Consider the following 24956-nt stretch of genomic DNA (forward strand, 5'->3'; position numbering starts at 1 on the left):
CACCACGAAAATGCGTCCCTATAATAGCGCTATGTTCCAAAAATGATGCTATTCCCCATTTTCCGAGGTGACTTTGATGAGCACGACACGCACGATCGAGCGCACATATCCCGCGCTTCGCACGACCGAGGGCGGCGGCTTCACCGTCCACCGGCCGTTTCCGACGCGCATGCTGATGGATTTCGATCCGTTCCTGCTGCTCGACGAGATGGGCCCTGTCGACTACGCGCCCGGCGAGGCAAAAGGCGCGCCGGATCATCCGCATCGCGGCTTCGAGACGGTCACCTATGTGCTCGAAGGCGAATTCGGTCACAAGGATTCGGCGGGCCACTCGGGCACATTGCGGCAAGGCGACGTGCAATGGATGACGGCGGGCGCCGGCGTCGTGCATAGCGAGATGCCGGATCCGTCGTTCGTCGCGACAGGCGGCCGCGTGCACGGCCTGCAGCTTTGGGTGAACCTGCCGCGCCGGGACAAGATGATCGCGCCGCGTTATCAGGAGATGCCTTCGGCGGGTATTCCGGTCGCGACATCGGCGGACGGCAAGGTGCGCGTGAAAGTGATCGCCGGCGAAGCGCTCGGCGTGAAGGCGCCGATCGAAACCCGCACGCCCATCCTGTATCAGCATTTCACGCTGCAACCGGGCGCGCGCGTCGTGCATCCGGTGCCGCGCGAATTTCGCGTGTTCGCGTACGGACTGTCGGGCAAGGGCTTTTACGGTGAGGATCGCCGCGAAGTCGACGCGCGGACGATGGTCGTCTTCAGCGACGACGGCGACACCGTGACGCTCGCCGCCGGCGACACACCACTCGACGTACTGCTCCTCGGCGGCGTACCGCTCAATGAACCCGTCGTGCGTTATGGTCCGTTCGTGATGAACACCGAGGACGAGATCCGTCAGGCAGTCATCGATTACCAGGCCGGCCGGATGGGACAGATCACGCACTGATCTCCGCGGCATCGCTCACGTTTCGCGCTCCTGCGCGCCGCTCCGGCCCCGTTCGACAGCGTGCTGAGGCAGCGCGGCCCGAAGCTTCGCAAATTCGTTCACAATATCGGCTCATGCCGCGCGCCGCACTCGCAGCGCGCGGCTCCGCCCGTTCCCTCGCAGGAGATCGCATGGTAGAGCCCGCAGTCATCGCCCACATCGGTTCGACGAATTTCCAGGTTCTGCTGGACGACGGCGCGCACACGTGGCTCGCCGACGAGCCCGAATCGCTAGGCGGCGGCGATCGCGGTCCTGGACCCGTTTCACTACTGCTATCGGGCCTCGGCGCGTGCACGTCGATCACGCTGAAAATGTACGCGCAGCGCAAAGGCTGGCCGCTCGCGGACGTGCGCGTGATGCTGTCGATCGAAACCGGCGACGCAGGCACGACGATCGATCGCAAGGTCACGCTCGAAGGCGACCTGTCCGACGAGCAGCGGGAACGACTTTTGCAAATTGCCAATGCATGTCCGGTGCACAAGATCCTGACGAATCCGATCTCGGTCCGCACCGGGCTTACCGCGGCCTGATACAGCATGCGCGACCGGCGCCCGTGCCATCGATGCCGTTCGCGCAGCGTCTTAAGAGGAAGTTGTCGTCTTGAATTTCGAACATCTGATCCAGATCAACGATCCGTTGAATCCGTTCGTCGAAACCATGACCCGCGAGCAGTTGTGGGAAGGTCTCGTGTTGCGTGCCGAGCAGCCCCAGCTGTTCGTGCTGGGTCTCGACAGCTGCACGATCCTGTCGCGTACCGACAGCACACTCGAGCGTGAACTGCATTACGGACAGGCCACCGTGCGCGACCGCGTTACGCTGCTCGCCAGTGAGAGCGTGCGCTATGACATCCTCGCGACGGAGTCGTACGTCGGCGGATCGCTGACGATGACGATCGAGCAGCCTGACGAGCTGCAACTGTTTCTGCGCTTCAAATACGAAACCACCCTGCCGACCGCCGACTCAGAAGACGAGCGCACGACAAGCGAGATCGTGAAATCGGCGTATCGCGAGTCGGACATCGATACGGTGCGGCTCATCCGCCAGTTTGTGCAGGGCGGCGGTCAGGTTCCGGCACAGTTGCACTAAATCAGTGTTGACGTGTATGCGCGTGACGGCGTGGTTCAGCCGTCGCGTTGTTCCGCTCTTCCTCCTTCCGCAGCGCTCCAGCTGCATTCAACGATCATCCCTATCGAAACGCAATTCCGATGAATTACTCAACCTTGTAAATGGGAATGGTTATCATTTAGAATCAATCCATCGAATCAACCAACCGATGCCACGAATGACAGACTTCACGCGCTCTTCCACGCTCAGCCTGCGCCGCTCGCCGACCGCCGCGCTGACCAGCCGTCCGAAGCCCGCCATGCCAGCGCGCGACCTCGACGGCAGCAGGAGCCGCAGCCGGAGCGAGGGCCCAGCCCAGAGCCAGCCGGAATCAGTCGAGCGCACCGTGTCGAGCGATTCACTGCTGCAGGGACGCAGTCACGTCAGCATCACGCATAACGGCGAAACATATCAGCTTCGGGCCACGCGCCTCGGCAAGCTGATCCTGACGAAGTAACGCGATCAAACAGGCAGATCAGGCAGTACGTACCGGGTATTGTGGGGACCACCTCTCCGGGAGGTGTTGGGCAGTAGCCAGCCATCGACGGCTTGCACGCGAGATCTAGACCCCTTCGTGCAGACACCAGGCCAGCCGTCGCAGCCAGCCAGGCCGCTTTTTTTGGGTTCTCACTGCAGTGCGCATGCGCAACGAGCGCGCATCGCGACTGAAGGAAGTTGAAAAAGCTGTATGGATGAACATCCATACAGCTTTTTCTTATGCTTCCGGCAAGCGCCTCTACGGGTTGCGTCTATCGACTCATCGGGCCGACGCCGAAGCCGACGCCGGAAAAGACCCCTCAGCCGAGCCCGAGCGCTGCAATCCCGGCACGCGCAATCGCCGCATCCTGCTCCGACTTGACGCCGGACACGCCAAACGAGCCGACCACTTCGCCCTCCACGACGATCGGCACGCCGCCCTCCACCATCGCGACCAGCGGCGCGCTCAGGAAGGCCGTGCGGCCCTGCTTGATGATCTCTTCGTAGACTTTCGTTTCGCGCCGGCCGAGAACGGCTGTGCGGCCCTTGCCGATCGCCATTTCGACCGTGCTGGGCGCGACGTTGTCGCCGCGGTGGAGATAGAGCAGATGACCTCCGTCGTCGAAAATCGCGACGGTCACATTCCATTGATTGGCGGCCGCATGCGCTTCGGCTGCGGCGGCCATTTTCCTGACGTCGTCATCGGTTAATGCGGGTTTGGTTCTCACGGTCGGGCCTCGTTCTTGACTGAAAATGCCGTCAGCGCGTCCAGCCCCAGAACATCAGCCACCACGCACTGTCGACGACCGCTAGCGCGGCCATGAACCATACCATCGCAAGGCCGCGCTGGAAAAGCCGCGCGCTGTAGCGACGCGTCACGAGCCACGCGAGCCACGCACTCCCCACGTTGGCGATGACGAGAATCCCGATCCGCACTTCCGAAGCCCACCACAGCGGCACGTGTTCCGCCCGCAGCAGCGAAAGCGTGGTCGCGGAGAGGCCGAGGAACACACCGGTGCCCGCGATGGGAATCAGCCCTTGCGTGAAGTGATGCAGCCGCACCCAGCTGAAGCGGCCAAGCATGCGCGTGCCGATCATCAGGAGCGCCAGCAGCGCGGTGCCGTACACGAGCCCGGTCGCGACGATGTAGCCGATCACCATCGACCCGTCGAGCCAAGAGAAGACGTCGTTCTGCTCCGGATAGTGCGTGAAGAGGAACCAGGGTGCGTCGGTCTCGAGCGGCCACGTGATGTCCCGATCGATGAGCCACGTCGCGAGGAACGTCTTCAGGTCGACGAACCACGGTGATCCGGTCCAGTGGAACGCGCCGATCGCGATGCCGAGCAGACCGTACAGGATCAAAGCGGTGTCCCACCCGCTCGCCTGCCCGTCGCCGAGATCGACCACTTCCGTCGACGGCGAGCGCCACGTCAGTGCAATCGCGTCGCGGTGTCCGCTGCAACGGCCGCACATATGGCACGCCGCGGCGCCCTTCATGTTGCGCAACGGCAGGAGCGGCGCGCAGTTGATCGGAATCACCCGATGACCGTGCTCGCCTTCCTTGTATGAACGGCGCCACGCTTCTTCGTCGACCTTGAAGTGGAACGGCGCGAGCCTCGCCAGAAGCGCAAAAACTCCGTTGACGGGGCAGAGATATTTGCACCAGACGCGTTTCTCGCGCCCGTACAGCAAGCCGATGATGATTGCGGCGAACGTCGAGCCGCCGAGCACCAGCAGCACGGCCTTCGGATACTGATAGACGCTGACCATCTGGCCGTAGATCGTCGTGAGTCCGAACGCGACGAAGGGCCAGCCGCCCCATCGCATCCAGCGGGGAATGGCCCGGCCTCGTCCGTATTTGCTGGCGAACTCAGCGAGTGCGCCTTCGGGGCACAGCACGCCGCACCACACGCGCCCGAGCATCACCATCGACAGCAGCACGAACGGCCACCAGATGCCCCAGAACACGAACTGTGCAGCAAGCGTCAGGTTGTTCCACAGATGCGCCGTGTCGCCCGGCAGCGGCATCACTGCCGGCACGAGGATCAGAAACGCGTAAACCGCAACGACGACCCACTGGATGCCGCGGACGACAGCGCCGTGGCGCTGCATCCATTGTCCGGCTTCCGCGAGCAGGCCAGCGCGACCGGACGCGATGCTACTCATGCCGTGCGCCCTGCCGTCCGTTGCGCCGGACCGCGACTGGCCCGTCGCACCAGCAGCCAGACGACTGCCCAGTACAGCGCGTAGGCGACCAGGTTCATCAACGCCGGATGCGCGCGATAACCGGTAAGCGTCGCGACCAGCGAGCCGAACGTGCTCGCATCATCGAGAATCGCCGACGTATTCCACACCTGGTCGACCAGCGTCGGCAGGATTTCCTTGTCGATCAGCTTGTCGATGCCCGTCTGGAACAGACCCGCGCCGAGAAACAGCAGCATGATTTCCGTGACGCGGAAAAAGAGCCGCCACGAAAAGATCCTGCCGCCGATCTGCAGCAGCCAGAACGTGAGAAACGCCAGCGCGAGGCCGATCACGACGGCCAGATACTGGCTTGCGTCGACATGACCCGACTGACCAAAACCCAGGCCATACAGGAAGATGACCGTCTCGCTGCCCTCACGCGCGATCGCCAGCGCGACGAGCACGGCAACGCCCCACCAGTTCGCGTCCTGCGTACTCTTTTGCAGCGACTGTTCCATGTCACGCTTGAGCGTGCGGCCGTGCTGCTTCATCCATAGCACCATCTGCACGATCAGCACGCATGCAATCAGCACCATCGCCGTCTGGAAATAATCCTGCGCGTCGCCGGACAGCACCTCAGTGAAACCGACCAGCGCCGCAGCGAGCGCAATCGCCGCCAGCACGCCGGCTGCGACACCCGCCCACAGATATGGCAACCCGCGCCGCGCGCTTTCGTCGCCGTTCTTCAGCCACGCATACAGAATGCCGACGACCAGCAGCGCCTCGACACTTTCCCGCCAAACGATGAACAACACCTGACCCATCGAAATTCTCCCGCCCGTTTGCGAATGGAGCGGACGACAGCGCTGCGCTGTCGCCCCGCGCCCGCATCGAAGCATGCTTACTTCGCGACGATTACGCCCTGTGCTTCCTGGTGAAAATCGTCAAAAAACTTGTACTCGCCCGGCGACAGCGGCGCGATCACGACGAATGAATCGGCACCCGGCGCGAGCACCTTTTCCTTGCGCAACTGCACACTCTCGAATTCCGCAGCGCCCTTGCCCACGTTGTGCACTTCGATCTTGATGCGCTGTCCGGCCGGCACTTCGATGCGCGCCGGATTCAGCTTGCCGTCGTTCATTTCGAGCTTGAACGTCGGCAGATCCGCGGCATGCGCAACGCCGACGAGCGACGTCGTCATGGCCAGGATCGCGATCTTCCTGTTGATTCTCATTGAGCCTTCCTGCGCTTTCCTGCGCTTTTCTGCGCCTTCCGGGCCCTTCTGGCGCCCTTTTGAGGCCTTTCGGGCTTCCGTGACCTTCACGCAAACGCGGCACTCAGGCCGCGTTTCATGTCAGGCGATGCGCGGCTGATCAGTAGCCGCCCTTCTTGCCGATGCCGGCGAAGGTGAAATCGTACTCGATCGAGAACGGCTTGAACCACGGACCCACGCCGGTTTCCTTGTCGACGTGACGGCCGAACGACATATGGGCCATCTGCATCGGCGGTTCGACGATCAGCTTCAGGTGGTATTTGCCCGGACCGAACATCTTGACGTTGTCACCGTAGTGCGGGCCGTCGCTTGCGACCATCGGCATCATGTCGCCCTTCACCGACTGGGTCGAGCCCACTTTCGACAACTCGTATTTGACCTGCAGATACGGCATCCAGTCGCCTTCGGCGAAACCGGTCGGGTTGTTCTTGACAGCGTGGATGTCCGCTTCGAGGTGGACGTCAGAGTCCGATGCCTTGCGCATCATGCCTTCCGGTTCCATGGTGATCGGCTGCAGGTAGACCGCGCCGACTTCCATGCCGCCCTCGATGTGCTGCTTGCCGATCGGGTACTCGGCGGCTGACACCGACAACGCGGCCACAGCCGTCACAACCGCGGCGCTGCCGCGCACGAAAGAAGAAATCCGCATTAAAACTCCTTTGTTTTTATGAGCTGGGATCGAGAATAGAGCCGCACTGGCGAAGATCTGCCTTCTGTCCACCGACGTCCTCACGACGCCAATAAAGAACGCTAATGCGAACCATTCTCAATACATGCGGAGTTTATCACCCTTCGATCTGGACGACAAATGCCGACGCGCCGAAAGCCTTATGGGCGCAGGGTTTTAAGCCGGGTTTTGCGGACGGGTGACAGACGTTCCAGCTGTCAGGCGTAAGCCATGCCGCACCGGCATTGGCGGCTGCCTTCCGGAATGGGGCCCGGAAGCCGCACACTGTGACCGCGAACGCCAGCCGCACAGGGCGATGCCGTGCGGCATGACGCCGCACGGCATCGGTTTGCGCCGGCGATCCGCGTCAGTTCGTGCCGGTCAGATGATCGCCGACGTTCGCACCGAACACGCGTTGACGCAGAAGCGAAAGCTGGTCCCGCGCCTGCGCGGCCTTTTCGAATTCGAGATTCTTCGCGTGCTCCATCATCTGTTTCTCGAGCCGCTTGATCTCCTTCGACAGCTGCTTCTCGGACATGTCCTCGAACTTCGCGCGCGTTTGCATTTCCTTCAGTTCGGCGCGCGCTTCGTCGACGTTGTAGACGCCGTCGATGATGTCCTTGATCCGCTTCACGACGCCGCGCGGCACGATGCCCATCTTCTCGTTGAAGGCGATCTGCTTCGCGCGCCGCCGCTCGGTTTCATCGATCGCGCGACGCATCGAATCGGTGATGCGGTCTGCGTACAGGATCGCCTTGCCGTTCACGTTCCGCGCCGCGCGACCGATCGTCTGGATCAGCGAGCGCTCGGCGCGCAGGAAGCCTTCCTTGTCGGCGTCGAGAATCGCGACCAGCGACACTTCCGGGATGTCCAGCCCTTCACGCAGCAGGTTGATCCCGACCAGCACATCGAACGTGCCGAGCCGCAGATCACGGATGATTTCGACGCGTTCGACCGTGTCGATATCGCTGTGCAGATAACGCACCTTCACGCCATGATCCGACAGGAACTCAGTGAGCTGCTCAGCCATACGCTTCGTCAGCACCGTGACGAGCACGCGGTCGCCCGCCTTCACACGTTCGTTTATCTCGCCGAGGATGTCATCCACCTGGCTCGTCGCCGGACGCACTTCGATCTCCGGATCGACGAGACCCGTCGGACGCACCAGCTGTTCGGCGACCTGCCCCGCTGTCCGGTTCTCGTAATCGGCGGGCGTCGCCGAGACGAACACCACCTGACGCATCTTGCGTTCGAACTCGTTGAACTTGAGCGGCCGGTTATCCAGCGCCGAAGGCAGGCGGAAGCCGTAGTCGACCAGGTTCTCCTTGCGCGCGCGGTCGCCGTTGTACATGCCGTTCAGCTGGCCGATCAGCACGTGTGATTCGTCGAGCAACATCAGCGCATCGGTGGGCAGGTAATCGACGAGCGTCGGCGGCGGCTCGCCGGGCGCGGCGCCCGAAAAGTGCCGCGAGTAGTTCTCGATGCCTTTGCAGAAGCCCAGTTCCTGCAGCATTTCCAGGTCGAACCGCGTGCGCTGTTCGAGCCGCTGCGCTTCGACAAGCTTGCCGTCCTTGTAGAAAAACTCCAGCCGGTCACGCAGTTCGGTCTTGATCGTTTCGACGGCACGCATCACGGTCTCGCGCGGCGTCACGTAGTGCGACGACGGATAGACGGTGAAACGCGGAATCTTCTGTTTCACGCGGCCCGTCAGCGGATCGAACAGTTGCAGCGTCTCGACTTCGTCGTCGAACAGTTCGACGCGCACCGCCATCTCGGCATGCTCAGCCGGGAAAATATCGATCGTGTCGCCACGCACACGGAACGAGCCGCGCTGGAAGTCGGCTTCATTGCGGCTGTACTGCATTGCGATCAGGCGCGCGATGACGTCGCGCTGGCCGAGCTTGTCGCCCGTGCGCAGCGTCAGGATCATCTTGTGATATTCGGACGGATTGCCGATACCGTAGATCGCAGACACCGTCCCGACGATCACCACATCGCGCCGCTCCATCAGGCTTTTCGTCGCCGACAGACGCATCTGCTCGATATGTTCGTTGATCGACGAGTCCTTTTCGATGAACAGGTCGCGCTGCGGCACGTACGCTTCCGGCTGGTAATAGTCGTAGTACGAGACGAAGTACTCGACCGCGTTACGCGGGAAAAACTCGCGAAACTCCGAGTAAAGCTGGGCGGCGAGCGTCTTGTTCGGCGCGAAAACGATAGCTGGACGGCCAAGCCGCGCGATCGTGTTCGCCATCGTGAACGTCTTGCCAGAGCCGGTGACGCCGAGCAGCGTCTGGAATGACAGGCCGTCGTTGACGCCTTCGACAAGGGTTTCGATCGCGGTCGGCTGGTCGCCGGCGGGCGGGAATGGCTGGTAAAGCTGGAACGGTGAACCCTCGAACGTGACGAATTTCGATTCGTCGAGGGTGTGATCAACTTCGCGCAGATGGTGTTCGGACATGGGAGCGGCATCCTCAGCCGGAAGCAAAGGACTATTTTAGCCCCTTGTCGATTTGCGGACCGGGGGCTGCGTCGGGACGGCATCAGGGGCGGCTTCCGGCGCTATTCCCCGCGGCGACAGCAGAAGCGCTGCGATGACATCGGGATCGGCATGTCCAGCGGTTGAATGCGTTGCCGGAACAGCGGGTGTGCGTCCTTCATGTGCCTTCATGTGCCTTCGTACGCCTTCCGGGCGACCTTCGCGTGGCCTTTCTGCGGCCTTTTCCCCGCCGTTCTGCGCGTCGCCGATGGCAAATATGCGGGTGAAACCCGTATCGCGGGCCGAAAAACGGCCTGGGATTCGATACAATGGCAAGTTGCGCGCCCGCCGCCTCTGTCTGCGATGTGTCTCCGACCGGCCAGGCTGGAAGCCCGCCCCTCCTTTCACTACTGCCGAACCATCATGTCTCTTTTTTCCGCTGTCGAACTTGCTCCCCGCGACCCGATCCTGGGCCTGAACGAAGCCTTCAACGCCGACACCCGCACGACCAGGGTGAATCTGGGCGTGGGCGTCTACACGAACGAAGAAGGCAAGATTCCGCTGCTGCGGGCCGTCCGCGAGGCAGAAAAAGCACGTATCGAAGCAGCCCTGCCGCGCGGCTACCTGCCGATCGAAGGGATTGCCGCCTATGACGCAGCCGTGCAAAAGCTGCTGCTCGGCAACGACTCGCCGCTGATCGCAGCCGGCCGCGTTGTCACTGCGCAGGCTCTGGGCGGTACGGGTGCACTGAAAATCGGCGCGGACTTCCTGAAGCGCGTGAACCCGAACGCGAAGGTCGCGATCAGCGACCCGAGCTGGGAAAACCATCGCGCACTGTTCGAAAGCGCGGGCTTCGAGGTGGTCTCGTATCCGTACTACGACGCGGCGACGCAAGGCGTGAACTTCGAAGGCATGCTGACGGCGCTCAACAGCTATGCCGCCGGCACGGTCGTCGTGCTGCACGCGTGCTGCCACAACCCGACTGGCGTCGACCTGACGTCCGCCCAGTGGCTGCAGATCGTCGAAGTGGTGAAGGCGCGCAACCTGGTGCCGTTCCTCGATATCGCCTATCAAGGCTTTGGCGACGACATCGAATCCGACGCAGCGGCTGTGCGTCTCTTCGCGCTGTCGGAAGTGAACGTGTTCGTGTCGTCGTCGTTCTCGAAGTCGTTCTCGCTGTATGGCGAGCGCGTCGGCGCGCTGTCGATCATCACGGCGAGCAAGGAAGAAGCCTCCCGCGTGCTGTCGCAACTGAAGCGCGTGATCCGCACGAACTACTCGAACCCGCCGACGCACGGTGGTTCCGTCGTCGCAGCTGTGCTCAGTTCGCCGGAACTGCGCGCGACGTGGGAAGCGGAACTCGGCGAAATGCGTGACCGTATTCGCGCGATGCGTAACGGCCTCGTCGAACGTCTGCAGGCAGCGGGCGTCGCACGCGATTTCAGCTTTGTGAACGCGCAACGCGGCATGTTCTCGTACTCGGGTCTCACCGCGCCGCAAGTGGATCGTCTGCGCGAAGAATTCGGCATTTATGCCGTGAGCACCGGCCGAATTTGCGTTGCTGCGCTCAACACACGCAACCTCGATGTGGTCGCGAACGCAGTTGCGCATGTTTTGAAGTAAGGCGGTCGATGCGCGCGAGCGGTGTGACTGTTTGCGTGCCACCGACGCGTTAACATCATCGTGGATGGTTTGAAAAGCGCCCCATGTGTCTCTGGGGCGCTTTTTTTGCGGCTACTGCGTGTTCTTGATGCGGCCGTCAACGTCGACGATCGCGAAACCCAACCGTCAATCTCTCACCGCGTATCGCGATGGATATCGTGCGTGACGAAGCCGGCGTCGTTATCAGGCATTGCCAGCCAGTCCGGTTGTGCCAGCGAACCGCGAATATCGACTAACCCGCTCTCCCAGTGTTCACGCATCGTCGACAGACCAAACTGATAGTCCTTGTAGTGGCCTTCGTACTCCTTATGCCGGTAGATCAGATGGAACACGTTGTAGCGCTTCGAGCAGGACAGGTCTTCGGCAAGCTTGCACCAGGCGTCATCCCGATGCTCGGGCGCCACGCGGTCAAGCACTTCGCGCAGCACATGCCGGAATCGCTGGGAACGCTGAAGCATGTCGGTGACGAGCCGTGTACGGCTTGAATACTGGATGTCCTTCATGCGGCCCTGGACGTCGGTGATGCTATCGGGCACCGGCCCGCGCGCGCTCCACAAGTCGACCTGAAACGCGAGCGTGTCCTGACGAGGCGTGGTCTGAAGGACCTCGTGGAGCGGCGTGTTCGACATCAATCCGCCGTCCCAGTAATACTCGCCATCGATCTCGACCGCCGCAAAGCCCGGTGGCAACGCACCCGACGCAATGAAATGCTCAGGACGCAGCTTCGTATGCGTATTGTCAAAGTACGCAAAATTGCCCGTGCCGACATTCACCGCGCCTACGGACACGCGCATCTCGCGCGAGTTGATCCGGTCGAAATCGCACAGCCGTTCCAGCGTGGCCTTCAACGGCGCGGTGTCGTAGTAGCTCGCCTGCTGCGGTGCACCCGAAATGGTGGCCATGGGCGGCGGAAAGCGCGGTACGAAAAAGCCCTTCTGCCCTTCCACCATCGCACCGACCGCCTGCATGGCCGTGAACGCCTTGCGCACTGCATCACTTGAGTTGAAGAGCGCGTGCTCGATGAAGGCCGGCAGCGGGGGGCCGAAAGCGGGCCGACAAATGGTCTCCCAGAATTCGAGCAGACGTGCCACGCGATTCTCTGGCGCATTGCCAGCGATGATCGCCGTATTCAGTGCTCCGATCGAAATGCCAGCGACCCAGTTCGGACGAATGCCGGCCTCGTCGAGCCCCTGATACACGCCAGCCTGATAGGCGCCGAGCGCCCCGCCGCCCTGCAGCATGAGGGCGACCGTCTCATATTGCGGCAGCTGGATACGCTGGCCGACGCGGGCGTCGGCGGCCGAACTGACCCGCCCTCCGCCCACATCTTCCGCGGCGCCGGCGCGAGCCTGCTTCACATTGCGTTGCGCCATACGAAGCCCCTTATTGCATGTACCAGCCGTGACTGACGATGAACGACTGGCCAGTCAGCGCAGCGGTCGGGAACGACGACAGGAACAGCACGGTCTGCGCGACATCCTCAACCGTGGTGAACACACCGTCGACCGTGCCGCCCAGCATCACGCGCTTGATCACGTCTTCTTCGCTGATGCCAAGTTCCTTTGCCTGCTCCGGAATCTGCTTGTCGACGAGCGGCGTGCGCACGAAGCCCGGACACACGACGTGCGAACGGACGTTATGTTTCGCGCCTTCCTTGGCGAGAACGCGCGAGAGACCGAGCAACGCATGCTTCGCCGTGACGTATGCCGACTTGAGGGGCGAGGCTTCATGCGAGTGCACTGAACCCATGTAGATCACGATACCGCCGCGGTCGTCCTTGTACATGTGTTTGAGCGCGGCCTTCGTAGTCAGGAACGCACCGTCGACGTGAATGGCCTGCATCTTTTTCCAGTCGGAGAACGAGTAGTTCTCGATCGGATTGACGATCTGGATGCCGGCATTCGAAATGAGGATGTCGACCGAGCCCAGTTCCGCCGCCACCTTGTCGATGCCCTGATTGACCGCGTCTTCGTTCGTGACATCCATCGCCACGCCGATCGCCTTGCCGCCCGCCTTGTTGATTTCCTCGGCAACGGCGTTCGCGCCGTCCTGATTCAGATCCGCAATGGCGATTGCCGCGCCCGCTGCCGACAGCGTCAAGGCAATCTGTTTTCCGATGCCGCTCGCCGCACCCGTGACGACCGCGACCTTCCCATTCAGACTCGTATTCGATGACGACATCAAGAACCTCCATGCAGTTGATGAGCAATGACACCATAGCGCGCAGGCAGCGGAAAGCTGGCCGAAAGGCATATGCCTTTCGGCCGAATGCTGCACTGCGACCAACTCCGCTATTGTGCATGAATCAACCGGTCTGACGCACAAATGCGGATCGGTTTAAGCTGTGCAGTTCTGGCTCCGGTCCCGGTTTCTTCCCGGGCCCGGTTGCGGCTGGACCACTCTCGAAGGAGGAATGCATGAACTATCGACGACTCGGACGTTCCGGGCTGCAGGTCAGCGAACTGTCTATCGGCTCATGGGTGACGTACGGCAATCAGGTCGATCGCCGGGCCGCACGCGAATCGCTGGCGGCCGCGCGGGATGCTGGAGTCAATTTTTTCGACAACGCCGAGGTCTACGCGGCCGGGCAGTCGGAAGAAATCATGGGGCAGGCGCTGAAAGAACTGGCGTGGCCACGGGTCAGCTACGTGGTGTCGACGAAATTCTTCTGGGGTCTGCACGAAGCGCCGAATCAATACCACACGCTCAACCGCAAGTACCTGCTGAACGCGATCGATGCATCGCTGCAAAGACTGCAGCTCGATTATGTCGATCTCGTTTTCTGTCATCGTCCGGATCCGGACACACCGGTCGAGGAAACGGTCTGGGCGATGAGCGACATGATCACGCGCGGCAAGGCGCTGTACTGGGGCACATCCGAGTGGAGCGCCGACGAAATCCGCGCCGCGTATGAAATTGCCGAGCGGCATCATCTTCACAAACCTGTCATGGAACAGCCGCAGTACAACCTGTTTCATCGCAAGCGGGTCGAGCAGGAATATGCGCGCCTGTACGAAGACATCGGTCTTGGCCTCACGACGTGGAGCCCGCTCGCTTCCGGTCTTCTGACCGGCAAGTATCGCGACGGCGTGCCGTCCGACAGCCGTGCGCAACTGCAGGGCTACGACTGGCTGCGCAAGCAGGTGACGGACTCCGGCAAGAACAGTATCGTTGGAAAGCTGGGTGGTGTGGCGGATGAACTCGGCTGTACCGTCGGTCAGCTTGCCATCGCGTGGATCCTGACGAACCCAAACGTGAGCACGGTCATCACCGGCGCATCACGCGTCGAACAGATTGCCGAGAACATGAAGGCACAGGAAGTTGTCGGCAAGATCACCCCCGAAGTGAAGCAGAAGATCGAAGAAATCGTTGGCGACGCGTATCAGTGAGTCATTGACGGTCGCGTCAGGGGCCGCGTGCGGCGGTTGTCGCATCCGGCCGCGAGGCTGGCCGCGGCGCGGCGTCGCGTACAATGTGCGGCCCGCGTTTGCGGCACGCCTGGCACATGCCGGCCGTTCATCCGGCGCGGCACGTTCGGGTTTCGCTTTTGCAAAGAAACCCGGTAGCAATCGCATCTCGCGTAACCTCGCGCCATTCTTTCCAGCACCTTTTCCAGCCCGGCTTCGTCATGCTCAGTTACCGCCACGCCTTTCACGCAGGCAATCACGCCGACGTCCTGAAACACGCCGTCGTCATCCAGTTGCTGCGCTACCTCGCCCAGAAGGACAAGGCCTACTGGTACATCGATACGCACGCAGGCGCTGGCGTCTATTCGTTGAAGGAAGGCTATGCGACCAAAACCGGCGAGTTCGAAAGCGGCATTGGCAAGCTGTGGGCCCGCAACGACCTGCCCGCGATGCTGGCTGAATACGTCGACGAAGTGTCGGCGCTGAACGCCGATGGTGAACTGCGTTTTTACCCCGGTTCGCCCTATCTCGCGTGGCGACTGATGCGCGAGCAGGACCGTATGCGTCTCTTCGAACTGCACACCACCGAAATCGACGTTTTGCGTCATAACTTTCGCGACGCGGGCCGGCGTGCGATGCTTTATGCAGGCGACGGTTTCGATGGCATCAAGGCACTGCTGCCGCCGCCGCCGCGCCGCGCACTCGTGCTGATCGATCCGTCCTACGAGGACAAACGCGATTACACGCGTACGCTCAAGTGTGTCGAAGAGAGCCTGACGCGCTTTGCGACTGGCACTTATGTGGTCTGGTATCCACAGGTCACGCGTCCGGAATCGCAGCGCTTTCCCGATCAGTTGAAGCGCCTGCAGGACAAAAACTGGCTGCATGTCTCGCTGACGGTCAGCAATCCGCCGACGGACGGCTTTGGGCTCTTCGGCAGCGGCATGTTCATCCTGAATCCACCCTACACGCTGCCGGCGATGTTGAAGGAAGCGCTGCCCTGGCTCGTCGATGTGCTCGGACAGGACAAGGCGGCGCAGTTCAAGATCGAATATCGCGGCGATTAACTCACTCGCCGCCGGAGCATCGAGCGCTAAGGCGCAGCGCACCCTGCCCCGTCAACGCGGCTGATCACTTGACGAGCGTCGCCGCCTTGCGCGCGAAGTCATTGGTGTAGGTCGCGTTCAGATCGATCTTCGTCGGGTCGAGCCGGGGATCGAACGACGACAGCGCGCGCAGCGCGGTCGCCGGCCCGTCGGCGGGCATCAGGCCGTCAGGCGAGTACGCGTCTCGAACGTTGTGAAACGCCTCGACATAAAGTGCCTTGTCGTTGAGCAGATACGCCTCCGGTACCATCTTCACCAGATCGGCATCGCTTGCCTTCTGGAGCCAGTGATCCGCGCGGACGATTGCATTGGCAAGTGCCTGCGTCGTCTTCGGATTTTTTTGGATGAACGACTCTGGCGCATACAGCGTCGCGGCCGGCATCGTGCCGCCGAACACGTCCTGCGTGCCCTTGACGGTCCGCGTATCGACGAGCACCGTGATCTCGCCAGCGCGCTGCAGTTTCGTCATCATCGGGTCGACATTCGAAAGCGCGTCGATCTGCCCGTTGCTCACGGCCGCCAGAACGGTCGCGCCGCTACCGACGCCGATCGCCGAGATCTCGCTGCGCTGCACGCCGGCCTTGCGTAGCGCGACGGTCAGTACGAGATCGGTCGACGAACCCGGTGCACTGACACCGACTTTCGCACCCCTGAAATCGGCCAGAGACTTGATCGAGCCGGCTTTCGACTTCGTCACAGCCACGACGATCTGGGGCGCCCGCCCCATCAGTACGAAGGCCCGATAGTGCTGGCCCTTCGCCTGCATGAAGAGCGTGTGCTCGAAGGCGCCCGCGCCGACGTCCGCGCTCCCGCCGACAACGGCTTCCAGCGCCTTCGACCCGCCCGCGAAATCCTCGAGCGTGACGTCAAGCCCTTCGTCCTTGAAGTAGCCGAGCTGACTCGCGACAAGCACAGGCAGATAGTAAAGACCAGGCAGGCCACCGACGGCCATCGTCAACACCGGTTTCTCGGGAGCATCTTTCGCTACGACTGGCATCGTGGTGAGCGCGAGCAGCGCAATGCACACGCAGGCCGCGTGCTGCATCCAGCGGTTAGACATTCGTTGTCTCCTGATCCGGTCTATTCGATTTGTTTAAGCGACGACGCCCAAAGGACAAAGGCCGCGGCAACGATTGTCGTTGCGCGGCCGTCCATACGCCATGCGCCGAAACCCCAATGGCGGGGACCTGCGTCAGGCTGGATTCGAAGCGAGGAACGCAGCCTTATTGCGGCGGCGGCACCGGACGCGGGCGTGGACGGGGCTGCGGCTGAGGTTGCGGACGAGGATAAGGCGATCCGCCTCCACCAGCCTGAAGATCGACATACGGTGCGACGATGATCGGCGTCGACGAATTCGTGGGAAGCTCAGTCGGTGCAGCAATCGGCTGCGCCTGCACGATCGGTGCGTGCGATAGCGGCGCGTTCTGCAGGACGGTCCCGCTCTGACCGTCACTGATGCCGCGTTGCGTATCCAGAATCAGCGGCTGACCACCGGACGCGGCGAAAGCAGCCGACGTCAGCAGCGTCGCAGCAACACTCATGAAGATGAGACGATTCGATCGGCGCAGGGGCATGGTCTGTTCTGGTTCTGGTTAGTTTTTGGGCCGCCAGCGGACCCATCGGCGCGCGGCAGGAACACTTTACCTTACCGTGACTGCATCGTTCCGGCTAGTCGGTCGTCATGGCTTCGCGCCATTGCCGCGCCGTAGATGTGACAAAGCCCCGTCAATACGGGGCTTTCCACTTGCTACATCAGCTGCGCGGCACATCCGCCGCCAGCCAGACTTACTTACAGCGAGTAGCCGTTGGCTTCGAGCGAACGAATACGTTGCTCGAGCTGAACGATATCGGACGACGAGGCGAGGTACGCTTCGCGGCGGTCGCGTTCAGCGGTTTCAAACCAGTTGCTCAGTGTTGCGACGAGGTATGCAAACATGATGTTTCTCCAAGGATCAGATTGAGTCCCTGGTGGAAGCTGGCATCAGGGATTTCCCTTAACAGGGTTAACCCGATTATAGCCTTCTGGTGCAAGCTTGCTAGTGAAATGGTCGAATACTGGGCATTCCGTTTTGGAATGGTGCATGTTTTTTTCGACGCTAAATAACTGATTTACCGGGAGATGCGAGCAAATTTTCGCTGCATGGTCAGATGCTGGACCCGGAAATGCACCAAAATAGCGCAACAAATGAAGGCGGCGCAACCGGAGTCCATCAAACGGTTGCAACGCAACCCTTACTCCGCATGACAATGCGCCGCTGAAGTCGCTTCGGGGTCCGCCAGCCGCTCGATAATTGGACAGTCAGGGCGATGATCTCCGTGACAATTCGCCGCCAGATGCGCCAGCGTGTCCCGCATATCCGTCAACTCCTGGATCCGCCGGTCGAGATCCGCGACATGTTCGAGCGCGATTGACTTCACCTCAGCGCTCGCGCGTGAACGGTCGTGCCACAGCGCCAGCAACCGGCGAATATCTTCGACCAGAAAACCCAGTCGCCGCGCCTGACGAATGAATCGCAGCGAGTGCACTTCCTCAACTCCGTACACGCGGTATCCGGCGCTCGTGCGCGCTTTCGCCTGCAATAGACCCACGCTCTCGTAATAACGAATCATCTTTGCCGTGACGCCAGACGCCCGCGACGCTTCACCAATATTCATGTTCGACCTCCGCAATCTGATTCGATGCTACACCTTCCCATTATGGGAAGGTCTACCATCCCGATAGATGTCGACACGGCAGGCATAATTCAACTGTTTCAACATCCGCATTGTTAGAAGGAAACGCATCAATGATCGAATTCAAGGTAGAGGGCATGAGCTGCCAGCATTGCGTCGCAGCCGTTACACAGGCCATCCGTGAGCAGGACGCATCGGCGCAGGTGCAGGTCGATCTGGCTGCGGGGCGGGTGTCGGTCGAATCTGGCCGGCCAGCGGAGATCCTGCGAGCCGCAATCGACGAAGCGGGTTACACGGTCATCGGCGCGCCAGTCAGTGGCAGCTGAGGGACGGCGCATGTTCAAGGTTGCCGTTATCGGCGCGTCGGGGTTGCTCGGTCGCGCGATTGTCGATGAACTTGGCCAGCAGGCCGGCTGGCAGATCGTTTCGACGGCTTTCCGGCGGCCCGGCCCGCGTATGGATGTACTTGACGTCCGCGACACGCTGGCTGTCGACGCATTCGTCGCGCACGAAAAGCCGGATGCGCTCGTCGTCGCGGCTGCCGAGCGGCGGCCGGATATCTGCGAGAACGATCCTGCGCTTGCCCGCGCGCTGAATGTCGACGCGGTGCGCACGCTTGCGTCCGCGGCCAACCGGCACGGTGCCTGGGTGCTGTCGATTTCTACCGACTACGTATTCGACGGCAGCCGCCCGCCCTATCGGCACGACGATCCGCCTGCACCGCTCAACGCCTATGGCCGCAGCAAGCTTGAGGGCGAACAGGCATTGCTCGACACGGCGGAGCGCGGCTGCGTGCTTCGTCTGCCGCTGCTGTACGGGCCGATTGTCGACTGGCGGGAATCGGCGGTCACGAGCCTCGTGCCGGCGATCGCCGCATCGGCGCGTGCCTCAGTGGGCGCGCAACCTGCCGTCATGGACGCGTGGGCGATCCGCTATCCGACTTTCACGCCGGACGTTGCGGTCGTCATCAGGCAGTTGCTCGAACGTCACATGCATGACAAAGCCGTGAGCGGCATCGTGCAGTGGTCCGGCGACGAACCGATGACGAAGCACGATATCGCGCGCCATCTGGCCGACGCATTGCGGTTCGACGCGCGACTCACGCCGCAACATACGCCAACCGACGCGACGCCGCGTCCGCACAACTGCCATCTGGATTCGAGCCGCCTCGAAGCATTGGGCATCGGTCGCCGGACGCCATTCGACATTGCCATCCGCCAGGTGCTGACGAAGTTTCCATGGCTCGATGACGGCCGCCCGACTTGAGACGCAAACGAAGCGCACGAGGAAGCCCGCCGGCTCAATACAATAAGGCGACGGCCCCCGCCTTTAATGAAAGTTCCGGCTCACAGACGGCAGATTGCCCAGCAGATGAGACATATCCAGAAGCGTGTGCGCCACCAGATGGCGCACTTCGCCTTCGCACTGCCACACGCCCAGCACGCCGAGCAGCGAAGCGCCGAGCACCTCCTTGCGCTGCTTCTCTAGAAGAGAAGGCCAGATGATGACGTTCACGTTGCCGGTCTCATCCTCGATCGTGAGAAAGATGACACCCTTTGCGGTATCGGGCCGCTGCCGCACGGTGACGATGCCGCAGCCCCGCGCGAGCCGGCCGTTCCGATAGGTATTCAGCGTTTTCGCCGGCAGCAGCCGGTTGGCAAGCAGTTGCGGCCTGAGCAGCTCCAGCGGATGCCGCCCGAGTGTCAGACCCATCGACCGGTAATCGCTCACGATATCGTCGCCTTCGGAAGGCGCACCGAGCATCGGCGTCCCGTCCTCGACGGCCGCCGCCGCCAGCATGTCGCGATCCGGCACCGCGGCGACCGACTGCCACAACGCCTCGCGCCGGTTCCCCGCCAGCGACGACAGCGCGTTGGCCGCGGCCAGCACCTGAAGGTCGTGCCGATCGAGTTGCGCGCGGCGCGCCAGATCCTTGACGGTCCCGAACGGCCGCACCGCCCGCGTGATCTCGATGCGTTCAGCCGCGCCATCACGCATGCCGCGCAACAGCGACAGCCCAAGCCGCACCGCGGGCCGCTCAGCGCCCACCGGTTCGAGCGACGAATCCCAGCCACTGACCGTCACATCGACCGGTAGCACCACGACGCCGTGCCGCTTCGCATCCTGAACCAGTTGCGATGGCGAATAAAAACCCATCGGCTGACTGTTGAGCATGGCGGCAAGAAACGCCTCCGGTTCATGGCATTTCAGCCAGCTGCTCACATAGACGAGCAACGCGAAACTGGCCGCATGACTCTCCGGAAAGCCGTATTCGCCGAAACCCTTGATCTGTTCGAAAATCGCCTCGGCAAAACCCTGCTCATAACCACGCTCGCGCATGCCGTTGACGATCCGGTCGTAATATTTCTGCAGACCGCCCTTGCGCTTCCATGCCGCCATCGCACGACGCAACTGATCCGCTTCACCCGCCGTGAAACCGGCCGCGATGATCGCAATCTGCATCACCTGCTCCTGGAAAATCGGCACACCAAGCGTGCGTTCAAGCGCGACTTTCAGATCCTCCCTGGGATAGCTGACCCGCTCGAAGCCCTGTCGCCGCTGAAGGTACGGATGCACAGCGCCACCCTGAATCGGCCCGGGCCGGACGATCGCGACTTCGATCACGAGGTCGTAGAACGTTTTTGGTTTCAGACGCGGCAGCATGCTCATCTGCGCGCGCGATTCGATCTGGAACACGCCGACGGTATCGGCGCGCGAAATCATGTCGTAGGTCTTTTTATCTTCCGACGGAATGTCCTGCATGTCGAAGCGCTCGCCGCGCTGCTCCGAAACCAGATCGAGCGTACGACGGATCGCCGACAGCATGCCAAGCGCGAGCACGTCGACCTTGAGCAGACCCAGCGATTCAAGATCGTCCTTGTCCCACTGGATGACGCTACGATCCGGCATCGCGGCATTCTCGATCGGGACAAGGCGGCTGAGCTTGCCGCGACTGATCACAAAACCGCCGGAATGCTGCGACAGATGCCGTGGAAACCCAAGCAGTTGCGCCGCGAGCGATGCCCACGCGCGGATGATCGGCGTCTCCGGATTCAGCCCGGATTCTGCGAAACGCTTGAGCAGATCGGCACCGCTGTCGAACCAATGATGCGACTTCGCGACCGCATCCACAATCTGCGGATCGACGCCAAGCGCCTTGCCGGTTTCCCGCAACGTGCCGCGCGCGCGATACGTCGACACGGCCGCCGCAATCGCCGCCCGATGACGCCCGTACTTGCGATAGATGTACTGGATGACTTCTTCGCGCCGCTGATGCTCGAAATCCACATCGATATCCGGCGGCTCGCCGCGCTCCTTGCTGATGAAACGCTCGAACAGCATGTTGCCGCGTGCCGGATCGACTTCGGTGACACCGAGGCAATAGCAGACCGCCGAATTGGCCGCCGAGCCGCGTCCCTGACACAGAATGTGCTGGCTTCGCGCATAGCGAACGATGTCGTAGACCGTCAGAAAATACGGCTCGTATTTCAGATCGGCAATAAGTTCGAGTTCGTATTCGATCTGCGCCTGCACGTCGTGCGGAATGCCGGACGAAAAGCGCCGGTGCGCGCCGATGTACGTCTCCTTGCGCAGATATGCGGTCGGCGTGAAGCCTTCAGGCACGAGCTCGTCGGGATACTCGTATTTCAGTTCATCGAGCGAAAACGTGCAGTGCGCGAGGATATTCATCGTCTCGCTGAGCACGTACTCCGGATACAGGTTGGCGAGCCGCAGACGCGAGCGCAAATGCTGCTCGGCATTGGGCGACAGGTCGTACCCGCACTCGTTGACCGGTCGCCCGACGCGGATCGCCGTCATCGTGTCCTGCAGCGGTTTGCGCGAGCGCACGTGCATCACGACGTTGCCGAGCGCGACTACCGGCACGCCGTGATGCTGCGCGACGTATTCGATGGCGCCGCGATGGATGTCGTCCATGGCCCGCTGATGCAGAACAAGACCGCACCATGCCCGGCCGGAAAACGTCTGGTCAAACCACTCCAGTTGCACATTCAGCGCATCTTCCTGCGCAGGAAAATCCGGCACGAGAATCGCGAGACAGTCCGGCACGCCGCGTAGATGCGCGTATTCCGCATCTGGACGGGACAGGTCCTGCGGCGTCAGCCGGTATTCGCCTTTCGGCGCGCGCATCCGGGCAAGCGTGATCAGCTCAGATAGATTGCCGTAGCCCTCCCGGTTCTGCGCCAGCAGAATCAGGCCGAAGGCAGGCGTTCCGTCCGCATTCACCAGCCTGAAATAAGCACCGATGACGAGCGGCAGCTTCGCTTCCTTCGCCGCGACGTGTGCGCGCACGACGCCCGCGAGCGAGCATTCATCGGTGATCGCAAGTCCTGCGTAGCCGAGTTGCGCGGCGCGCGTGGCCAGTTCCTCTGCATGCGATGCGCCGTGCAGGAACGTGAAGTTCGAAAAGCAGAACAGTTCGGCATAGTCCGGTAGCGGGCTGAATGAGAGATCCATGGCGTGTCATCCAAAGAGGCCATGGAGGAACCAGCGCGGATCCTCCGCGTCGCGGCTGCTGATGCGCTCGCGATAGATCCAGTAACAGTTCTGGTCTTCGGCCTGCGCGACGAAGTAATCACGTGTCACGAGTTCGCCGTCGAACCAGCCCGCTTCGATGCGTTCGCCCGGCGACACCATCCTGAGCGGCGAGCCGTAGAACGGCCGATGCTTTTTCATCAGCAGAAGCACGGGCGTTTCGAGCAGCCAGGTTGGCCGCGGTAATCCGGCGGGCAGCAACGCGCGCTTCGATGCCTGGCCGATCGGCGTCCAGCGATTGGCGACTTCCGGCCGGTAGTCGGCAGTCGGTGCGGCCTGCAACACGTTTTCGACGCCGAGCCGCGCGACCAGCAGCTCGATGAGACGCGCGTGGTCTTCCGGGGAGCCGCCGGGTTCTGGGAACAGCGTGTCAGACGCCGGCTCGGCAGCCTGGACATTCGACGCATCGAGCCGCAGCGCGATAACCGGTGCATCCTGTTCGATGCGACCCAACCGCTCCTTGATGAGGCGGATCAGATGCTCTTCCTGCCAGGTCGGCTCGCCGAGCGCGATGTCGATGACAGTGGGAGGAATCGCCTGCCGTCCACGTTCGTGTTCGAGTGAGAGCGTGGCCGCAGTCAGCGCGAGCTGCTTTGCGCACAGCCAGCCGCACAGCTGAACGATAAGCCGGTGGGCTGCAAACAGCGCGCCGTCCGCGTGCTCGATGCGGTCCGACATCTCAATACGCGCGGAGAACGTGGGCGGCAATTCGAACCAGTCGAACAGTTCCGGCGCTGTACCGAACGCGCGATCGAGCGAATCAAGCAGATGCTCGCCGCAACGACGCTGCAGCCCGGCGCGCGGCAGACGCCTTACGTCGGCGATCGTTTCGCAACCGAGGCCCGTGAACCAGTCGGCAAACGGACGGATTTCCGCCACCGACAGCAGCGGCAACGCCGCCAGCTGGCGCTCGAGCGAGTGAAACTTGAGAATGCGCCGGTTTCCGTATTTCACCAGCAGCCATGCGCCTTGCCCCGTTGGCGCAGCGCTCACCCTTGCGCTGAAACCCAGTGTGGCGAGCACGGCCCTGACGTCCCGGCACAGACGCAACACGCCTCCGAATAGCCTCAAACTTGCGCCAACGTCGATCAAGACAATGGCTTCTTCGCACAACGTCACGTCGGGTGAGAACTTCATCAAAGCGACAGCGACCTCCTCCTGCGCGGCCTGCTCGCGCGCCGGATCGCGTTCGAACATCGCCGTCTCGGGCAGGAGCGTCAACACACCGCCGCGCTTCATGCCCGCACGTACACCCGCCGCTTTTGCCACGCCATCGGCAATGAGCACCCTGTCCTTCTCCAGCACGACACAGCCATGCGCCTGCTCCTGGCGTCCATCAGACAACCACCTCGGCCGAAAGACCTCGAGCTGCAACCGGTATAACTGGACGGCGAGAAAGACGCGCATGATGGGAAAACAAAACGGGCGTGGGTTGTAGGGGAATGGACAGGGGTTCCGCGCGTGTTGGACCTCGTCGCTTCACGATGTCGACGGTCAGACCGTCTCCGGCTGGCCGTAGGGCCAGCCTCAATACAGCCGGAGAGGCGTCCTGGGCTGCAGCCAGGGGCCGGACCATAAGGAATAATGTTTCCGACGACTGCGCCGCCAGATGCAGGCGCCGCAATGAAGACGTCTTGACGTGCTGTGCCCAGAACAGCAGCGCGCCGCAACTTCCCGCACGCAGGATCTGTTCTGCCGACCACAGCGCATCAGTGATTTTTGCTGCCCGAATCCGCATCAACTGCTCCAGGGGAAGCCCGATGTACTCCAGCCCCAAGCCGTTAGGGATATGAGGCGGTTGCATCAGCACGATCGGTCGGTTGCCCAGACCGCTCAGCGCGGGCCGCAACAACCGTATCTCCCCCACCCCGGCCTGCTCGACCAGCAGATCGACAAGCGCGCCAAGTGGCCAGCCGCCTCCCGGCAACTCCGCTGACAAGGCCGCGTAACCCGTATCCAGCGTGCCGCCGCGCACGCGCGCGAGCTGCGACGCACGCCAGAGCGACGGATGAATGGCCTCAGGAACGGAAACAGCGGATGTCATCGAGTGACGAAATAACTGTATGGATATACAGTATCGTACATGGGATTTCGCTATCGCGAACGGGCACTTTTTTGGGTCCCAAGGATTGCGCGGGTAAGGATGGCGCTGCGACTCAAGACAATTGCCAAGGTTGAATGGCGCTGACTATGAGCTCAAAAATGGAAGGCCATTCGCAGACGGTAAGGCGATCACGTCAATGCCAGACATTTGCTCCACCTATGAAATCGGAAGGTGAATAAATTGAACGCGGGCAGTCTGCGCACGTGGAATACGCAGTCTGCGGGAGCGGCCGGATGGCGGGCGGGTGGGTCGGTGGCGGGCTTTTTGGGGGCGGTAAA

General features: G+C 62.0%; 24 protein-coding genes. 9 read left to right on the forward strand and 15 right to left on the reverse strand.

Translation table 11 applies throughout. The features are described 5' to 3' along the window. Positions 1-76 precede the first annotated feature (76 nt). From P3T16_RS32535 to hemP, 4 genes are all read left to right on the forward strand, one after another. Positions 77-949, forward strand: coding sequence for a pirin family protein (locus P3T16_RS32535; protein ID WP_429257191.1), 873 nt, complete (start codon positions 77-79; stop codon positions 947-949). A 170-nt stretch (positions 950-1119) separates the two neighbouring features. Beyond that, the gene (locus tag P3T16_RS32540) at positions 1120-1518 is read left to right on the forward strand and encodes an OsmC family protein (protein ID WP_429257192.1); all 399 of its coding nucleotides are present in this window, start codon (positions 1120-1122) and stop codon (positions 1516-1518) included. A 70-nt stretch (positions 1519-1588) separates the two neighbouring features. After that, the gene (locus P3T16_RS32545) at positions 1589-2074 is read left to right on the forward strand and encodes an SRPBCC family protein (RefSeq protein ID WP_429257193.1); all 486 of its coding nucleotides are present in this window, start codon (positions 1589-1591) and stop codon (positions 2072-2074) included. A gap of 196 nt (positions 2075-2270) precedes the next feature. Continuing rightward, positions 2271-2549 carry a hemin uptake protein HemP gene (hemP, locus tag P3T16_RS32550; protein WP_429345358.1) on the forward strand — a complete coding sequence of 93 codons (279 nt, stop codon included), beginning with the start codon at positions 2271-2273 and terminating at the stop codon, positions 2547-2549. A 340-nt stretch (positions 2550-2889) separates the two neighbouring features. Here hemP and P3T16_RS32555 read toward each other — a convergent pair whose 3' ends face one another. From P3T16_RS32555 to uvrB, 6 genes are all read right to left on the reverse strand, one after another. After that, on the reverse strand, positions 2890-3297 hold the full coding sequence (locus P3T16_RS32555; protein WP_429345359.1) for a GlcG/HbpS family heme-binding protein: 408 nt from the start codon (positions 3295-3297) through the stop codon (positions 2890-2892). Between the two features lie 31 nt (positions 3298-3328). After that, positions 3329-4735: a 4Fe-4S binding protein gene (locus tag P3T16_RS32560; protein ID WP_429345360.1), complete on the reverse strand. Its 1407-nt coding sequence runs from the start codon at positions 4733-4735 to the stop codon at positions 3329-3331. Then, on the reverse strand, positions 4732-5577 hold the full coding sequence (locus P3T16_RS32565) for an FTR1 family iron permease (RefSeq protein WP_429345361.1): 846 nt from the start codon (positions 5575-5577) through the stop codon (positions 4732-4734). Before P3T16_RS32565 ends, P3T16_RS32560 begins: the two co-directional genes overlap by 4 nt. 77 nt (positions 5578-5654) lie before the next feature. Then, positions 5655-5987 carry a cupredoxin domain-containing protein gene (locus tag P3T16_RS32570; RefSeq protein WP_429257198.1) on the reverse strand — a complete coding sequence of 111 codons (333 nt, stop codon included), beginning with the start codon at positions 5985-5987 and terminating at the stop codon, positions 5655-5657. 139 nt (positions 5988-6126) lie between these two features. Further along, positions 6127-6675, reverse strand: coding sequence for an iron transporter (locus P3T16_RS32575; protein WP_429345362.1), 549 nt, complete (start codon positions 6673-6675; stop codon positions 6127-6129). A 385-nt stretch (positions 6676-7060) separates the two neighbouring features. Beyond that, positions 7061-9154 (reverse strand): excinuclease ABC subunit UvrB, encoded by a 2094-nt coding sequence (gene uvrB / locus P3T16_RS32580; protein ID WP_429345363.1) that lies wholly within the window; start codon positions 9152-9154, stop codon positions 7061-7063. A gap of 441 nt (positions 9155-9595) precedes the next feature. Here uvrB and P3T16_RS32585 point away from each other — a divergent pair, with 441 nt between their 5' ends. Further along, on the forward strand, positions 9596-10795 hold the full coding sequence (locus P3T16_RS32585) for an amino acid aminotransferase (protein WP_429345364.1): 1200 nt from the start codon (positions 9596-9598) through the stop codon (positions 10793-10795). A 173-nt stretch (positions 10796-10968) separates the two neighbouring features. On the opposite strand, the gene P3T16_RS32590 is transcribed toward P3T16_RS32585, so the two are convergent. Continuing rightward, positions 10969-12207: a DUF3734 domain-containing protein gene (locus P3T16_RS32590; protein ID WP_429345365.1), complete on the reverse strand. Its 1239-nt coding sequence runs from the start codon at positions 12205-12207 to the stop codon at positions 10969-10971. Between the two features lie 10 nt (positions 12208-12217). After that, complete coding sequence (locus P3T16_RS32595; protein ID WP_429345366.1) at positions 12218-13015, reverse strand: 3-hydroxybutyrate dehydrogenase; 798 nt, start codon at positions 13013-13015, stop codon at positions 12218-12220. Between the two features lie 236 nt (positions 13016-13251). On the opposite strand from P3T16_RS32595, the gene P3T16_RS32600 reads away from it, so the two are divergent. Together P3T16_RS32600 and P3T16_RS32605 are read left to right on the forward strand one after the other, a co-directional pair. Then, positions 13252-14223 (forward strand): potassium channel beta subunit family protein, encoded by a 972-nt coding sequence (locus P3T16_RS32600; protein ID WP_429345367.1) that lies wholly within the window; start codon positions 13252-13254, stop codon positions 14221-14223. Between the two features lie 239 nt (positions 14224-14462). Continuing rightward, the gene (locus tag P3T16_RS32605) at positions 14463-15308 is read left to right on the forward strand and encodes a 23S rRNA (adenine(2030)-N(6))-methyltransferase RlmJ (protein WP_429345368.1); all 846 of its coding nucleotides are present in this window, start codon (positions 14463-14465) and stop codon (positions 15306-15308) included. A gap of 64 nt (positions 15309-15372) precedes the next feature. Here the strand turns inward: P3T16_RS32605 and P3T16_RS32610 are convergent, their stop codons facing one another. The 4 genes from P3T16_RS32610 to cueR all read right to left on the reverse strand — a co-directional run bounded on the left by P3T16_RS32610 (position 15373) and on the right by cueR (position 18002). Continuing rightward, complete coding sequence (locus P3T16_RS32610) at positions 15373-16407, reverse strand: ABC transporter substrate-binding protein (RefSeq protein ID WP_429345369.1); 1035 nt, start codon at positions 16405-16407, stop codon at positions 15373-15375. A gap of 163 nt (positions 16408-16570) precedes the next feature. Continuing rightward, positions 16571-16921 (reverse strand): hypothetical protein, encoded by a 351-nt coding sequence (locus P3T16_RS32615; RefSeq protein WP_429345370.1) that lies wholly within the window; start codon positions 16919-16921, stop codon positions 16571-16573. Positions 16922-17136: 215 nt separating this feature from the next. After that, positions 17137-17283 (reverse strand): DUF3563 family protein, encoded by a 147-nt coding sequence (locus tag P3T16_RS32620; protein WP_429257208.1) that lies wholly within the window; start codon positions 17281-17283, stop codon positions 17137-17139. A 296-nt stretch (positions 17284-17579) separates the two neighbouring features. Next, positions 17580-18002: a Cu(I)-responsive transcriptional regulator gene (gene cueR / locus P3T16_RS32625; protein ID WP_429345371.1), complete on the reverse strand. Its 423-nt coding sequence runs from the start codon at positions 18000-18002 to the stop codon at positions 17580-17582. 131 nt (positions 18003-18133) lie between these two features. Here cueR and P3T16_RS32630 point away from each other — a divergent pair, with 131 nt between their 5' ends. Both P3T16_RS32630 and P3T16_RS32635 read left to right on the forward strand, forming a co-directional pair. Beyond that, positions 18134-18346, forward strand: a complete 213-nt coding sequence (locus tag P3T16_RS32630) for a heavy-metal-associated domain-containing protein (protein WP_429257210.1) — start codon at positions 18134-18136, stop codon at positions 18344-18346. Between the two features lie 10 nt (positions 18347-18356). Beyond that, on the forward strand, positions 18357-19286 hold the full coding sequence (locus P3T16_RS32635; protein WP_429345372.1) for a dTDP-4-dehydrorhamnose reductase family protein: 930 nt from the start codon (positions 18357-18359) through the stop codon (positions 19284-19286). Between the two features lie 63 nt (positions 19287-19349). On the opposite strand, the gene P3T16_RS32640 is transcribed toward P3T16_RS32635, so the two are convergent. The 3 genes from P3T16_RS32640 to imuA are packed head-to-tail and all read right to left on the reverse strand — an operon-like array spanning position 19350 to position 24618. Continuing rightward, a complete protein-coding gene (locus P3T16_RS32640) occupies positions 19350-22496 on the reverse strand; it encodes an error-prone DNA polymerase (protein WP_429345373.1) in 3147 nt (1048 codons plus the stop codon). A 6-nt stretch (positions 22497-22502) separates the two neighbouring features. Beyond that, on the reverse strand, positions 22503-23981 hold the full coding sequence (locus tag P3T16_RS32645) for a Y-family DNA polymerase (RefSeq protein ID WP_429345374.1): 1479 nt from the start codon (positions 23979-23981) through the stop codon (positions 22503-22505). Next, the gene (gene imuA, locus P3T16_RS32650) at positions 23911-24618 is read right to left on the reverse strand and encodes a translesion DNA synthesis-associated protein ImuA (protein WP_429345375.1); all 708 of its coding nucleotides are present in this window, start codon (positions 24616-24618) and stop codon (positions 23911-23913) included. The genes P3T16_RS32645 and imuA overlap by 71 nt, the downstream gene beginning before the upstream one ends. Positions 24619-24956 lie beyond the last annotated feature (338 nt).

Origin of the sequence: Paraburkholderia sp. GAS42 (genome assembly GCF_050436565.1) — a bacterium.
GTDB lineage: Bacteria > Pseudomonadota > Gammaproteobacteria > Burkholderiales > Burkholderiaceae > Paraburkholderia.